This is a genomic window from Alkalibacterium putridalgicola (assembly GCF_900109825.1).
Classification (GTDB): domain Bacteria; phylum Bacillota; class Bacilli; order Lactobacillales; family Carnobacteriaceae_A; genus Alkalibacterium; species Alkalibacterium putridalgicola.
The window spans coordinates 44,501-59,717 of the sequence record NZ_FOBL01000003.1; the positions used below are offsets into that span (position 1 = coordinate 44,501).

15 protein-coding genes are annotated in these 15,217 nt (G+C 43.4%); all 15 read right to left on the minus strand.

The window, feature by feature from the left end; genetic code table 11:
- Window position 1: 1 nt before the first annotated feature.
- Complete coding sequence (rnr, locus tag BMX84_RS01755) at window positions 2-2,398, minus strand: ribonuclease R (protein ID WP_091486566.1); 2,397 nt, start codon at window positions 2,396-2,398, stop codon at window positions 2-4.
- On the minus strand, window positions 2,395-3,147 hold the full coding sequence (locus tag BMX84_RS01760; RefSeq protein WP_177165428.1) for an alpha/beta hydrolase: 753 nt from the start codon (window positions 3,145-3,147) through the stop codon (window positions 2,395-2,397). Before BMX84_RS01760 ends, rnr begins: the two co-directional genes overlap by 4 nt.
- 165 nt (window positions 3,148-3,312) lie before the next feature.
- On the minus strand, window positions 3,313-3,765 hold the full coding sequence (locus tag BMX84_RS01765) for a hypothetical protein (RefSeq protein WP_091486571.1): 453 nt from the start codon (window positions 3,763-3,765) through the stop codon (window positions 3,313-3,315).
- Between the two features lie 301 nt (window positions 3,766-4,066).
- On the minus strand, window positions 4,067-4,297 hold the full coding sequence (gene secG / locus BMX84_RS01770) for a preprotein translocase subunit SecG (RefSeq protein ID WP_091486574.1): 231 nt from the start codon (window positions 4,295-4,297) through the stop codon (window positions 4,067-4,069).
- A gap of 71 nt (window positions 4,298-4,368) precedes the next feature.
- The gene (locus BMX84_RS01775; protein WP_091486576.1) at window positions 4,369-4,878 is read right to left on the minus strand and encodes an immunoglobulin-like domain-containing protein; all 510 of its coding nucleotides are present in this window, start codon (window positions 4,876-4,878) and stop codon (window positions 4,369-4,371) included.
- A 21-nt stretch (window positions 4,879-4,899) separates the two neighbouring features.
- A complete protein-coding gene (locus tag BMX84_RS01780; RefSeq protein WP_091486579.1) occupies window positions 4,900-5,373 on the minus strand; it encodes an immunoglobulin-like domain-containing protein in 474 nt (157 codons plus the stop codon).
- A gap of 196 nt (window positions 5,374-5,569) precedes the next feature.
- Window positions 5,570-6,871: a phosphopyruvate hydratase gene (gene eno, locus BMX84_RS01785; protein ID WP_091486583.1), complete on the minus strand. Its 1,302-nt coding sequence runs from the start codon at window positions 6,869-6,871 to the stop codon at window positions 5,570-5,572.
- Between the two features lie 109 nt (window positions 6,872-6,980).
- Window positions 6,981-8,513: a 2,3-bisphosphoglycerate-independent phosphoglycerate mutase gene (gene gpmI / locus BMX84_RS01790; protein ID WP_091486585.1), complete on the minus strand. Its 1,533-nt coding sequence runs from the start codon at window positions 8,511-8,513 to the stop codon at window positions 6,981-6,983.
- A complete protein-coding gene (gene tpiA / locus BMX84_RS01795; protein WP_091486588.1) occupies window positions 8,514-9,269 on the minus strand; it encodes a triose-phosphate isomerase in 756 nt (251 codons plus the stop codon). It lies immediately after the preceding gene.
- A gap of 231 nt (window positions 9,270-9,500) precedes the next feature.
- Window positions 9,501-10,688 (minus strand): phosphoglycerate kinase, encoded by a 1,188-nt coding sequence (locus BMX84_RS01800; protein WP_091486591.1) that lies wholly within the window; start codon window positions 10,686-10,688, stop codon window positions 9,501-9,503.
- Window positions 10,689-10,908: 220 nt separating this feature from the next.
- The gene (gap, locus tag BMX84_RS01805; protein WP_091486593.1) at window positions 10,909-11,901 is read right to left on the minus strand and encodes a type I glyceraldehyde-3-phosphate dehydrogenase; all 993 of its coding nucleotides are present in this window, start codon (window positions 11,899-11,901) and stop codon (window positions 10,909-10,911) included.
- Window positions 11,902-11,934: 33 nt separating this feature from the next.
- Window positions 11,935-12,969: a sugar-binding transcriptional regulator gene (locus BMX84_RS01810; protein WP_091486596.1), complete on the minus strand. Its 1,035-nt coding sequence runs from the start codon at window positions 12,967-12,969 to the stop codon at window positions 11,935-11,937.
- Window positions 12,970-13,124: 155 nt separating this feature from the next.
- Window positions 13,125-13,661 (minus strand): thioredoxin domain-containing protein, encoded by a 537-nt coding sequence (locus BMX84_RS01815; protein WP_091486598.1) that lies wholly within the window; start codon window positions 13,659-13,661, stop codon window positions 13,125-13,127.
- 146 nt (window positions 13,662-13,807) lie between these two features.
- The gene (gene clpP / locus BMX84_RS01820; protein WP_091486601.1) at window positions 13,808-14,404 is read right to left on the minus strand and encodes an ATP-dependent Clp endopeptidase proteolytic subunit ClpP; all 597 of its coding nucleotides are present in this window, start codon (window positions 14,402-14,404) and stop codon (window positions 13,808-13,810) included.
- A 157-nt stretch (window positions 14,405-14,561) separates the two neighbouring features.
- On the minus strand, window positions 14,562-15,170 hold the full coding sequence (locus tag BMX84_RS01825; RefSeq protein ID WP_091486603.1) for a DUF1819 family protein: 609 nt from the start codon (window positions 15,168-15,170) through the stop codon (window positions 14,562-14,564).
- Between the last annotated feature and the right edge of the window lie 47 nt (window positions 15,171-15,217).

Here is a 15,217-nt window from a genome sequence, read left to right on the forward strand (position 1 = left end):
TTTATTTTTTTGGTTTTTTGGTCTTGCGGCGGCCTCGGTGACCTTTTGATCCTTTTTTGCCATCAGGTCCTTTTTTGCCGTCGTCTTTCTTAGATTTTCCTTTTCTGAAGCGTTTCTTCTTGTCGCCTTTGCCATCTTTACGTGATTTACGCGCTTTTTTTTCTTTTTTATCTTTCTCACGTTTGGCTTTCGCTTCTTCGTCTTCAACTAATTCAAAGTCGATCTCGTAGGTTTCCTTGTCTGCTTTCGTAACAAGGACTTCCACCGACTGTCCGATACGGAAAGTATTTCCGGTACGCTGACCGATGAGCAGCAGTTCTCTTTCGTTGAACTCATAGTAGTCATCGTTCATATTCGAGATATGCACAAGTCCTTCGACTGAATTCGGCAGTTGAACGAACAGACCAAAGCCTGTCACAGAAGTAATGACCCCTTCAAATTTCTCGCCGATTTTAGTGGACATGTATTCTGCTTTTTTCATTTCATCTGTTTCACGTTCTGCATCCACGGCCCGGCGTTCAGTCATGGAACTGCGTTCAGCAATTTCCGGCAGTTTGGCATTCCAGCGGCTTTTCGCTTTCTGACCTTTGCCCACTTCATCATAATAGTGGATCAGGCGGTGCAGGATCAAGTCCGGATAACGTCTGATCGGTGAAGTAAAGTGAGAGTAATACTCCGCAGCCAAACCATAGTGACCGATCGGTACGACATCGTATTTTGCCTGCTGCATGGATCGTAATAGGAGCATACTGATGACGCCTTCTTCCGGCGTACCGTCTACTTTATCCAGGATATCCTGGAGTTTCTTGGGACTGATCGAATCTTTCAAGGCTTTGACATTGATGCCAAAGCCACTGACGAACTCGATGAACCGCTGCATTTTTCCTTCATCCGGTTTATCATGGACACGGTATAAAATCGGCAGGTCCTGTTTGGCATAATGTTCAGAAACCGTTTCGTTAGCTGACAGCATGAATGACTCGATCAGACGCTCGCCCACTCCACGTTCACGCAGCAGGATATCCACTGGGAAACCAGTTGGGTCGACCTGGATTTTTGCTTCGCGTGTATCAAAGTCGATGGATCCGCGTCTCACTCGTTTCTCTTCAAGGATATTGTGCAGTGTTTCCATCTCTTTGAGCATTGGAACGATTTCTTTGTATTCTTCTTTACGTTCCTGATCATCTTCTTCAAGTATTTCATTCACGGCCTGATATGTCATACGGTAATGGTTGTTGATCACACTTGGTGAGATGGTATAATCCACGACTTCACCGGACTGATCGATTTCCATCTCACAGCTCAGTGTCAGTCGGTCGACATCCGGATGCAGCGAGCAGATGCCGTTGGACAGGCGCTGCGGCAGCATTGGGATCACGCGGTCCGTCAGATACACACTTGTACCGCGTTCGAATGCTTCGTCGTCCATCGGGCTGTTTTCAGTTACGTAATGGCTAACATCGGCAATATGGACGCCCAGATAGTAGTTTCCGTTCTCCAGTCGTTTCACCTGGATCGCATCATCCAAGTCTTTGGCATCTGCACCATCTATCGTGATAATGACTTCTTCACGCAAGTCTTTACGTCCTTTGAGGTCATCGTCACTGATCGTATCCGGTACTTCTTCCGCTTCATCTGTGACAGCTTTTGGAAATTCACTTGGAATATCGTATTTGTGAACGACCGTCAGAATCTCGATGCCGGGCTCGTCTTTATGACCAAGCGTTTTAGTCACGATTCCTCTTAAATGATTGGTTTCACCCTCGTGGGCAAAGTCCGTGACTTCAACTTGAACAATACTGCCGTCAACAGGGCGGAGACCTTTTGTTTCGATCTCAACGATGAGATCCGGCATTTTCTGATTTTTAGGTTTCACGTAACCGTAGAGGTCTTTTTCTTTCACTTCTTCATCATTATAGGGATGAAATTCTCCAAAGACGTGTTCGGTCCCGCGTTCGACGATTTCAATGACTTCCCCGGCCGGTCCTTTGTCTTTATGCGGCAAGGCTTCCTGCGTGACTTTGACTTTCACGATGTCTCCGTTCAAGGCAGATTTCGTGGCATTTGGCGGGATAAAGATATCCTGTTCATACTCTTCGATCGTGACAAAACCGAATCCGCGGTCAGTCCCGCTGAAACGCCCGGTCATTGCCGTTGAACCTTCTTTTAATTTAAATTTACCACTCTGTAAAAGCACGACTTTGTCTTCTCTTTCCAGCTCAGCGATCGCTTTTACCAGTTTCTTGAAGTCCTTGGCACCGGAACGGTTCAGCCCTTCGCTGATTTCATTCACTTCCAGCGCTTCTTCGTTCTGTTCTTTCATAAATGAGATGATATTCTTTTTCAGTTCTTTCCGTTCCTGTTCTTCTTTTAAATCCTTGTCTTTCTCTTTACTCATTTGTCTCCTCCATTCCAGTCAAGTGTCGATAAGAACGTCAGGACATGTGTCTGCAGCTCTTTTCCTACTTTTCCTGTTGTAATAACATGCTCGCCATCCTCATACAGCTTGATGGATACCTCAGCCTGTTCTAATGATTCTCTAAATATACGTGCGGTATCCGGTTCGATCAGTTCGTCTTTTTCACCTTGTCCGATAAAGACTTTCTTATTAAGAGACGGATACTTTTCTTCCATAGTTGAGACATGTTCTTTCAAGTCTGCAAACATTGCCTTTAATTCGACTTCGGCTTTAGTCATCAGTCCGGCCAGCTCTTCACGGTCATAGCCTTCTTCCCGTTTCACATTCTTATACCATGGAAGGAAGCTGTCGGTGACATGATTGTCGTATTGCGTTACGACCGGTGCAGAGAATGTGCCCCCGCCGATAACGGCTTCTTCATTCAGTAATAAATGCGAGGCCACGACGCCTCCCAGCGACAAGCCAAAGACCGCGATTTGGTCGTACCCCTTACTTTTTAAAAAGGCAACGGCTTCTTCTCCATCTTTCGTCCAGTCTTCGATCGTATAATCGAACAAATCATCAAGATCTCCTGTCCCGTGTCCAGATAAAACCGGGGCGTACACTGTATAATTGGCTCGTTCCAGCGCTCTTGCTAAACTCAGTACATCTTTGGGTGTACTCGTAAAGGCGTGAAACAACAGAACGGCCCGTTTTCCACTTTCATAAAATAATGATTGATTATTCATAAAAAAATCCTCCTTCAGACTCTCTTCCATTTTACCTTAAATTGTGACAATTTTATACCGAAACACAAGTTAAGGTATAAATCCCTTTACCAGAATCATTCAGAAATAAAGCTGTTATTGTTTGTAGATTTCATTGGTTCGATCTGCGACCTGCTTAAGAATATCTTATGTTTGAATCATCCGATACCGGACACTTGTCGGCGAGCCCACAGCGATTTTTGTTTCAACTAGCCGATAGAGCTTTGTTTTCGACCTATTCACAGGGCTTTTCATTTGAGTACTGCCAATGATGCCTGCATTCGACGTACTCACCGGTATTTTAATTTGAGTGATGCCACTGATGCCTTCATTCGACGTACTCACCGGTATTTTGATTTGAGTGATGCCAATGATGCCTGCATTCGTCGTGCTCACCGGTATTTTGGTCTGAGCAATGCCAATGATGCCTGCATTCGACGTACTCACCGGTATTTTGATTTGAGTAATGCCAATGATGCCTGCATTCGTCGTGCTCACCGGTATTTTGGTCTGAGCAATGCCAATGATTCCTTCATTCAGCGTACTCACAAGTATTTTAATTTGAGCAATGCCAATGATGCCTTCATTCAGCGTGCTCACAAGTATTTTGATTTGAGCAATGCCAATGATGCCTTCATTCGACGTACTCGCCGGTATTTCAGTTTAAGCAATGCCAATGATGCCTTCATTCAGCGTACTCACAGGAATTTAAATTTGAGCAAAGCCAATGGTACCCTCATACCGTTTATTCTTATCCAAACATCGTTGAGTATGTCGAAACTCCCACATACAAATAAACGACTGTGACTGATAAATAAAAAGTACTCCTGTTTTCTTCACTTCAGAAGCTTTCGCTCGTGTAAGTTAAAGATAACAAGAGTACTGTCTAATTATTTATTGACTAAAATAACTGGCTTAAAGTGAATGCTAAACCGAAAAAGAGTATGAGACTCACTACGGTCGTTTTGATCAGCACGGCTTCAAATCCGCGTGCTTTCTGTTTGCCGAAAAGCTGACTGGCACCGCCCATGAAAGCATTGGATGCACTTTGTGTTTTTGTAGGCTGCATAGCGATAACGATGATGATGAATACTGATAGAATAAGCATGATTGTAAGTAATATATCATACATAAAAACGTAACCTCCTTCTGACAATTCTCCTACGTTATAATATAGCACAAGTAGCAATGATTTTCCACCCATTATTCAGTTATTTCAAAGGGTATAACGATATTGAAAGCCTGGCCTTCCTGATGCTCTTCCTCTTCTTCAAGGAAAGTTATTCGTGTGGACAAGCGATAAGTGCCTTCGTCAATATTACCTGACTCCATAGACAGCCAGAATACAAACTCAGCAGTTTCCCCTGGAAATACTTGAACAGTCCGTTCTATTCGTTCGATCGCATTATTATCAAGTGATTTCCATTCATCTTCTACCCACTTTTGAACAAAATAAAATTCACTCACTTCGATCGGCTGTTCTGAGAGATTCTCCACAAGGTAAAACATTTCATCCATTTCTTCATTTGAATAAGTCTCGCGCTCAAAAGAACTCACTATCTGACTTTCAATTTCGTGATCTTGTTCCACATGAATATCGTCTGGCAAGGTAACTGCTGTATTGATCTGGGCCGTTTGGCATCCTGATAACAGTAGTCCGATCAGAAACAGGCTGAAGAAAAGCAAGATATTATGAACCGATTTTTTATTCATACTGTTCTCCTTCCTTCAAATTTAGTTGTTCAACCAGAAAACAGCCCCTATAGTGTAATCTTCTTCCTGATCATCTCTTTCATTTAAGAGAGCATAGTCCAGAGTTATCCTGTATCTTCCACTGGCTAAAGGCTGGTCAAAATGATCAGTAAAAAGAGAATATGTAAGGTTTTCTTCTCTTTGTAACGAATACGGGTAATTTTTTACGTAGTAATCGATCGTGTCTATCTCCTGCCATCCATCATCATAATATTCAACCTTCAAACTAAAATCGGTATTCAGCTCTCTAAACGTACCATTCATTAGCTGAAGTTTGGGAATGCCCAGATCAAGATCGGTTTTATTGAACCGGTTAGTATCTGTAAATGAAAAAATAATGGTCTCTTCAACCACATCTTCATCGGAAATCATATTATGAGGAACAGGCTCCTCGGACATAGCGCTGCAGCCTGACAGCAGCATGACAGTCATGAAGAACAGAATCGGTCTAATCATATCAACACCCCTTTTCCAGCTCTTGATATTATATATTGATAAATTATGTATACATACTTAAAGTTTATCATAATTGTAAGCGCATTTATATACTTGGTTCACGATAAATTGCTGCGGGAGACCTTCAATTGTTATTACACTAAAAAAAGACCGCACTACTTTTCGTAGTACGATCTTTTAATCGAATCAATCGGTATTACTTGTTAGCTAAGTTGTAGAAAGCTTGCATGCCTTCGTAAACAGCCAAGTCGCCTAATTGGTGTTCGATTCTTAGTAACTGGTTGTATTTAGCGATACGGTCTGTACGGCTCAATGAACCTGTTTTGATTTGTCCGGCATTTGTTGCAACAGCGATGTCAGAGATCGTTGAATCTTCTGTTTCACCAGAACGGTGAGAAACTACTGCTGTATAGCCAGCTTTTTTAGCCATTTCGATCGCATTAAATGTTTCTGTCAATGTACCGATCTGGTTGACTTTGATCAGAATAGAGTTGCTGTTACCTTCTTTAATACCACGGTTAAGCATCTCAGTGTTTGTAACGAACAAGTCGTCTCCAACTAATTGAACTCTGTCGCCTAAACGATCTGTCAATAGTTTGAATCCGTCCCAGTCGTTTTCGTCCATACCGTCTTCGATAGATAAGATTGGGTATTTGTTTACCAATTCTTCAAGGTAATCTACTTGCTGTTCAGCATTACGTTTTACGCCATTTTCGCCTTCGAATTTAGCATAGTTGTATACGCCATCTTCGTAGAATTCAGAAGCAGCACAGTCAAATCCAAGGTATACATCTTTACCAGGTTCAAGACCAACTTTTTTGATAGCTTCAAGAATTGTTTCTACGCCGTCTTCAGTTCCTTTGAACTTAGGAGCGAATCCACCTTCGTCACCAACTGACGTTTCAAGTCCGCGGTCTTTCAAGATTGCTTTAAGTGCGTGGAAGATTTCAGCACCCCAGCGTAGAGCTTCTTTGAATGTTGGTGCGCCAACTGGCAAGATCATGAACTCTTGGAATGCGATAGGTGCATCTGAGTGTGATCCACCATTAACGATGTTCATCATTGGTGTTGGCAATACTTTCGTGTTTGTTCCGCCAAGGTAACGGTATAATGGAAGATCAAGGTAGTCTGCAGCTGCACGTGCAACAGCAATAGATACGCCTAAGATTGCGTTTGCGCCTAATTTACCTTTGTTTGGTGTACCGTCCAGGTCGATCAAGGCTTTGTCGATACCCATTTGGTCACGAACGTCCATACCGATGATAGCGTCAGCAATCGTGTTGTTCACGTTGTCAACAGCTTTAGTTACGCCTTTACCTAAATAACGGTCTTTGTCGCCGTCACGTAGTTCTACGGCTTCGTGTTCACCAGTAGAAGCGCCTGAAGGAACCATACCGCGCCCGAAAGCACCTGATTCTGTATAAACTTCAACTTCGATCGTTGGGTTACCACGTGAGTCTAAAACTTCGCGTGCAATTACGTCTGTAATAAATGGCATTGATAATTCTCTCCTTTGTTTGTCCTGTACCCGACTCAACGCCGGGTATCAGGTGGTGTAATTTTATTTTACTTGTTCTTTTTTCAAAAAACAATTTAAAATCGTTAGATTAGTCTTTCTGGATCAAGCTTTCGCCTGTCATTTCTTCAGGTTTTTCAATGCCCAGAAGATCAAGCATTGTCGGCGCTACGTCAGCAAGTTTACCGTCGCCGCGCAGGGTGACACCTTTTTTCGTCACGATAACAGGAACAGGCACCGTTGTGTGTGCTGTGTGTGGATCGCCTTCAGGTGTCAGTTCAGTATCAGCATTACCGTGGTCGGCAAAGATGATCGCTGTTCCGCCTTTTTCGTGGATCAGATCGACGAAGCGGCCTAAGTTCTCATCGACAGCTTCAATAGCTTCAATCGTTTTATCCAGCATACCTGAGTGTCCGACCATATCCGGGTTAGCGTAGTTCAGGATGATCGCGTCATGCTTGTCGTTTTTAACGTCTTCAAGCAAGGCATCGGTCACTTCATACGCACTCATTTCCGGCTTCAAGTCATAGGTTTCAACTTGAGGAGATGGAATCAGGATACGTTTTTCTCCAGGAAATTCGTCGTTCGTTCCACCGTTCATGAAGAAAGTCACGTGCGGATATTTTTCAGTTTCAGCGATACGCAGTTGTGTCTTGTCGTTATCAGCTAAAACCTGACCCAAAACGTTCTTCAAGAAGACGGGCGGGAACATGACTTCTGCATCCATGTCAGCTGTATATTGTGTGAATGTCACGAACTTGACGTTTTTAGGTCTGTCGCCTCTGTCAAATTCATCAAAATCGTCTTCAGTCAGTGCACGAGACAGCTCGATCGCACGGTCCGGACGGAAGTTGAAGAAGATGACCGCATCGTTGTCGTTGACTGTTGCAACGGGTTTTCCGTCTTTTTCGATCACGACAGGTTCGACGAACTCGTCCATTTTTTCATTGGCATAGCTGTCTTTCATAGCCTGAACAGGATCGGTCGCTTTGTTTCCTTCACCATGGAAGATCGCATCGTAAGCTTTTTTGATACGTGGCCAGCGATTGTCTCGGTCCATTGCATAGAAACGACCGGAAATCGTTGCGATTTCTCCAACTCCAAGGTCTTTAACTATATCCTGCAATTCTTCGATGAAACGGACACCTGAATCAGGAGCCACGTCACGGCCATCAGTAAAGGCGTGGATATAAACTTTATCTACCCCTTTATCTTTAGCAGCTTCAACTAAAGCAGTCAGATGACGCTGGTGACTGTGCACGCCGCCGTCTGATACAAGACCAAACAAATGCAGAGCAGAATCATTGTCGTTCACATGAGCGATCGCATTGTTCAATGCTTCATTGGATTCGAATTCATTGTCTTCGATCGCTTTGTCGATACGCGTGATGCTCTGATAAACCACGCGTCCGGCACCGATGTTGGTATGACCGACTTCTGAGTTACCCATTTGACCTTCAGGCAATCCGACAGCTAAGCCGGAAGCCAGCATGGTGTTATGCGGGTATTCATTCCAGTAACGGTCGAAGTTCGGCTTGTTTGCTTGAGCTACGGCATTACCGTATTCTTCTTCACGCCATCCGAATCCGTCCAGAATGATGATTGCTACGGGTGCTTTACTCATTTATTCAGCCGCCTCCAGTAATTGTAAGAACGAGTCTGCTTCAAGGCTTGCTCCGCCGACTAAAGCGCCGTCGATGTCTGGCTGTGACATCAATTCTTTGATGTTTGCCGGTTTAACTGATCCGCCATATTGCATACGGACAGCATCAGCCACATCTTGAGAATATAATTTTGCAACTGTCTGACGAACAACTGAGATCGTGTTGTTGGCATCTTCAGCTGTTGCTGTTTTACCAGTACCGATCGCCCAGATAGGTTCGTAAGCGATGACTAGAGATTTCACTTGGTCTGCTGATAACCCTTCTAAAGCAGCTTTTACTTGTCCAGCTACTAAGTCGTTGGTTTGGCCAGCTTCCTTTTGTTCAAGTGTTTCTCCCACACAGATGATCGGCAGCATACCGTTTCTAAAGATAGCATGTGCTTTTTTGTTGACCATTTCATCTGTTTCGTGGAAGATTTCACGACGTTCAGAGTGTCCAATAATCACGTATTCGACACCTATGCCTGCGAGTGCTTTGGGACTGTTCTCTCCTGTAAAGGCACCTTCGTCTTCATAGAAGCTGTTTTGTGCTGCGATTTTTAATTCTGAATCTGCAGTCAAGTCAACTAAGCTTTGAAGATAGATACTTGGCGCACCGATAACAGCGTCGACTTTATCGTTAGAAGGAATTTTCCCTTTAACATCGTCGATAAACTGAGCGGCTTCCACGGAGGTTTTATTCATTTTCCAGTTTCCTGCAATAATAGGTTTACGCATTCTTTTATCCCTCTTTCGTAGTTTGTTCCCTTATTTTGTTGATAGTCAATTGACTGAGGATCCATACGTTCAGGATCCTCGGTACAATTGTATTGCTTTTCTTGTTGTCCAGCAATTCAAGCCTGATTCCCGATGAAAAAAGATAAATTTCCCCATTGCGCAGTATGCTCATTCGGGGCAAATTTCCTATTTTTCATGGGAATCAAACCGGGCTTGTTTTGCTTTTCTTAATTATTTATCTGAAATAGCTGCGATTCCTGGAAGTTCTTTACCTTCAAGGTATTCCAGTGATGCGCCGCCACCTGTTGAGATGTGGCTGAAGTCATCTTCGAAGCCTAACTGCTGGGCTGCTGTAGCTGAGTCGCCACCACCGATGATCGTTGTTGCTTCATCTAAGTTAGCTAAAGCTTCACAGACCTTGATCGTGCCTTGAGCAAAGTTTTCCATCTCGAATACGCCCATAGGACCGTTCCAGACGACAGTTTTTGCGCCTTTCAGTTCTTTCTCGAAAAGCTCAACAGTTTTCGGTCCGATATCCAGACCCATTTTACCTTCAGGGATGTTGTCGCCGACTACTTCAGTTGGCACATCATTTGAAAATTCTGAAGCCACGACTGAATCAACAGGTAAAACAAGCTTGTCGCCGGCTTTTTCCATCAATTCCTTAGCCAAGTCCACTTTGTCTTCTTCTAATAAAGAGTTACCAATATCTTTACCTAAGGCTTTATAGAAGGTATAAGTCATTCCGCCACCGACAAGGACTTTGTCAGCTTTAGAGATCAGGTTTTCGATAACACCGATTTTGTCTGAAACTTTTGCTCCGCCTAAGATAGCAACGAAGGGACGTTTTGGTTCGTCGACTGCGCCACCGATGAAGTTGATTTCTTTTTCTACTAAGAAACCAGCAGCTGATTCAACGTTTGAAGCGATCCCTACGTTAGATGCATGCGAACGGTGAGCTGTACCGAAGGCATCATTGACGAATACATCGCCCAGGCTTGCCCAGTACTTGCCTAATTCAGGGTCGTTTTTGCTTTCTTTCTTCCCGTCGACATCTTCGAAACGTGTGTTTTCAAACATCAGGATTTCGCCGTCTTTCAAATTACTTACAGCATTCTCAAGCTCTTCGTCGCGTGTTTCTGCCACGAATTTTACGTCTTTGCCTAGTAATTCGCTTAAACGTTCAGAAACAGGTTTCATTGACAAGCCTGCTTTATCTTCTTCCGTTTTCACACGTCCCAGATGAGAAAAGACGATCGCTTTTCCACCTTGTTCAAGAACGTATTCCAAAGTTGGTAATGCGGCCTGAATACGGTTGTCGTTAGTGATTTTACCGTCTTTCATCGGTACGTTGAAGTCTGCACGTACTAATACTTTTTTGCCTTTCAAGTCAAGGTCTTTAACAGTTTTCTTTGCCATTAGTCGAATCATTCCTTTCGAATTTAAACGTTACAAAACATGATACTTTTAGATTTTCACAAAAAAAGGGGGAAGCGCGATCCCCTCTATTTGATTGAACATATCTGATCGACTGCTTGCGCATTAATCTTTCTGTTCTCTTAAATAGTAGAGTAGTAGCTCCCCCGCTTTATTTATTTCTGTTTGGTTGGTTGTTTTAGAAGCCTATTTTCGCTGGTTATTATTTGTTAGCGAAGTATTCTAAAGTACGAACCATGTTACCAGTAAATCCGTATTCATTGTCATACCAAGCGACAGTCTTAACTAACTGACCATTTTTACCGTCTTGGATTTTAGTTTGAGTTGCATCGAAGATAGATCCAGCAGGCACACCGATGATGTCTGAAGATACGATTTCGTCTTCATTGTAAAGGTATGCGTCTGAAGAAGCTTTTTTCATTGCTTCGTTAACTTCGTCTACTGTTACTTCTTTGTTCAATACAGAGTATAACTCAACCATTGAACCAGTGATTGTTGGAACACGTACAGCAGTTCCGTCAACTTTACCGTCAACTGCAGGAATAACTTTACCTACGGCTTTAGCAGCACCAGTTGAAGCTGGGATTGCGTTTGCTGCACCGGCACGGCTCTTACGTCCGCCTGGTGAGTCTTGCAGGCTCTGAGTTGAAGTATAAGCGTGGATCGTGCTCATCAATCCGTGGTCTAGGCCAAATTCGTTGTTCAATACGTTGACCATAGGTGCTAAGCAGTTTGTTGTACATGAAGCAGCTGAAACGATCGTGTCGTCTGAACTGATTTCTTCATGGTTAACACCGAATACGATTGTTTTAAGATCGCCTTTAGCTGGAGCTGAGATAAGAACGCGTTTAGCTCCTGCATCCAAGTGAGCTTGAGAAGCTTCTTTAGATACGTAGAATCCTGTTGATTCAAGAACGATGTCGATACCTAAGTCGCCCCAAGGAAGGTTGCGTGCATCTTTTTCAGAATAAGCTTTGATTTCTTTACCTTTGATTACTAAAGAATCACCTTTAGCTTCTACATCTCCTTGGAAAGTACCTTGAGCTGTATCGTATTTGAATAGGTAAGCTAAGTCTTCATTACTTGTTAAGTCGTTAACTGCAACGACTTCTAAATCTGATCCACTTTCTAAAATACGACGTAATGCTAAACGTCCAATACGTCCAAAACCATTAATTGCTACTTTTACTGACATAATCTAATTTCCTCCTTGGAAATAAAATATTTTTTATTTTAAAGGGTTTCCCCCGTTTAAAATCTCATTTGCAGCTGCTTCATCCGTCACTAACCATGTGTGCGGAGGAGCAGTTTTCATATGTGCTGCGATCGCTCGGGCTTTGTTTTTTCCACCGGCAACAGCAACGACATGCGGGATACTGGGCAGTTTTGAGGACTGCAGGCCGATACGAGACAGTTTATAGACGATCTCGCCTTCCTGATTGATGAACTCACCAAATGCTTCGGCGACTGCTTCAGATTTTTCAAGTTCTTTCAGCGTTTCTTCGTTCATCCCTCTTCGTTCCGCCATATCCAAGGCGTTACCTATACTGTACAAAACAACAGAGGCATTTTCAACTAATTCGATTGTCTCTTTGATTTCAGGTTCTTCAAGCAGCAGCGAATACGTTTCGCTCCTGACATGTTCCGGTGCATACAACGCACGACTTTTTCCGCCAGTTCGCTTTGCCATGTTTTCGGCAATGACATTGGCTTGAATATCTACAGATTCACCGAGGCCGCCTCTAGCCGGGACAAACATCAGATCACGGTTGAGACCGATCTGCTGGCCCATTGCTTCTGCGACGTGTACCATTGTCGTTCCGCCCATGACGGCTATCGTACTCGCACCTTCAGGGAGCAGGAAATCCAGCACTTCCGTTGTGGCTCGCGCCATATCACTGGCACTTGACTGATCTGCATCCGCATTACCGATTACGATCGTGCAATGATGGATACCCAATTTGTTCGCCAGTTTTGCTTCTTTTTCCTGCGACTGCACATGCTGTCCCATAAGTTTGTCCAATTGATGAAACACTGTAATACCGGTCGGCGTACATTCCATCCCCTGAGATGAAGATTTGATCAGGCCCTGACTTCGCAGGACTTCAACTTCTTTTCTCAAGACCCGTTCAGTAAATCCCAGCCGATTCGCCAGTGCACGACGGCCAATGGGACCCACTTTCTGGATCTGATTCAAGATGTAATAGCGCTGTTTCAATATGTGCAGTGTTCCGGGTGCAACTTTTTCGATTACCGACAGCATACGTGCACGAACACCTTTCCACTGAATCCCTTATTGAACTCGAACTGATTGCTCTCTTGTCTTGCATACATTCAAAGTATAACAGTAAGCGGGTCAGATTTCAACCCATCAAACCAAAATGGTGGGACTTTTTCCGTCCTGTCCAACGTTGAAGTCTACGCCTTATAGGCTAGTTCCGTTTTGATCAGTTTATCAAGTTCCTCTTCGGAAATGTTCTCATCAAAAATATGATCATTAAGGACGATCGTGGGTACTAAGGTAATATTGGCTTGTTCTGTTTCTTCTATTATACTCTCGGCATGTTCCCGGTCAGTCTGTTCCGCGGCATGTCTCTTTTCTTTTGCATACTCAGCGATAGCGTCTTCGGGCAAGTTCCCCCATTCGTCTAAATGAGCAAAGTAGTATGTGATATCTTCTTTAGCCTGTTCCGGGTTACTGTGGTCTAAAAAGCGATGAAGGACATTTCCTTTCTTCAAACCAGGTGTATCCTTATCAAAGTGTTTAACGATGCGCTGCACCATACTTTCTTTGACGTATTTATCTAATAGAGGCAGAGAGTTCTCCCACCACTCTTTGGAATACGGACACCTTAGATTGATAAATTCGACGATTTTTACAGGTGCTTTATCATCCCCAATAAGCAGACCTCCCTTTGTCGTCACGTTTTTACTGTTTATTGCTGATGTGTCCAATCCCTTAACGACCTCCTTTCACTAATTCTTCACTTTCTTAAGTATACTCCTGATAAAAATGGATGACCAGTCAAACGATTTCTTAAAGGTTCTCATGCAATAAAAAAAAGACCCGCTCTTAAAGAGCAGGTCGCAAGTTCTTGATGTTATTTAGATAAATCCGCAGATGTATCCATGATTTCATCCACGAGGCCGTATTCTTTCGCTTCATCAGCCGTCATGAAGAAGTCGCGGTCTGTATCGCGTTCAATGACTTCCATGGACTGTCCTGTACGTTCGACTAAGATTCTGTTCAAGCGATCTCTTGTTCTCAGGATGTGTTTCGCTGCGATTTCAATTTCAGTTGCCTGTCCTTGAGCACCGCCTAATGGCTGGTGAATCATGATCTCAGAGTTCGGCAAGGCAAAACGTTTACCTTTCACACCGGCTGCAAGCAGGAAACTTCCCATAGAAGCGGCTAGTCCGATAGCGATCGTCTGAACATCTGCTTTGATGAAATTCATTGTGTCAAAAATAGCCAGTCCAGCTGTAACACTTCCACCTGGAGAGTTGATGTAAAGGTAAATATCTTTCTCAGGATCTTGGGCATCCAGGAATAACAACTGGGCAATGACTGAGTTAGCCACTTGATCGTCGATCGGTCCACCAAGCATGATGATACGGTCTTTTAGCAAACGTGAATAAATGTCATAGGCACGTTCACCGCGTGGGGATTGTTCAATAACTGTAGGTACTAAATTCATGTAACTTCCTCCTTAAAATACGTTCTAAATAAGTGTAGCATAAATGATATTTTTAATGAATCTAAAATGATTATAACGCATTGGTCAAACAAGGTCAAACGATTGTAGTCTGACTTTCATATTTTCCTGTTTAGGACTTTACATCATTTAGAAAAAATCATCCCACCAGTTCGCCCAATACAACTTCAACGAACTCTTTTTCTTTCCGCTCAATCAAATACTGCCGGATGTGAGGATCGATGTTCAAGCGCTGGAGTTGGATATCATCGCCATCTGTCTTTCCCATGCCGACATTGTTCAGGACACGGTGATACGCTTCTCCGAGCAGTTGTTTCGTGTCGGTCGTCCATTGAGCGACTGTCTGGTGTTCTTTTGCCTTCGTTTCAATGAACGCTGACGTTTCCTTTTTACTCAGATGCCAGTCCAATACCAGAAACTTGTCCCACACCACTTCCCGCATCCATTCAAACAGCAGCCGGTCTTTCTTCAGCAGGGCGTAAAACAGGATAGCTTTACTCGTATCCGTATCAGTCACCAAAAACTGATTGAACAAATATACATCCATTTCTTCCAGACGCTTTTGGATCTCATTAAAAAAACGCACTGTCCGGTCCTGACTATTCAGCTGAAAACGATTTTCTTCAAGCAGAATCTTCAGGATAGTCTCGTATGTTTTCCCCTCATGCAGAAGCTCAGCTACAATTCGAGTTTCTTCATATAAAAACCCTCGAGTATTTAAGATCGTCAGATAAGTATTTTCTGTCATGATTTCTCCCCTTCCTGTTACATCTTATAGTTTCAGTATAGCATTTA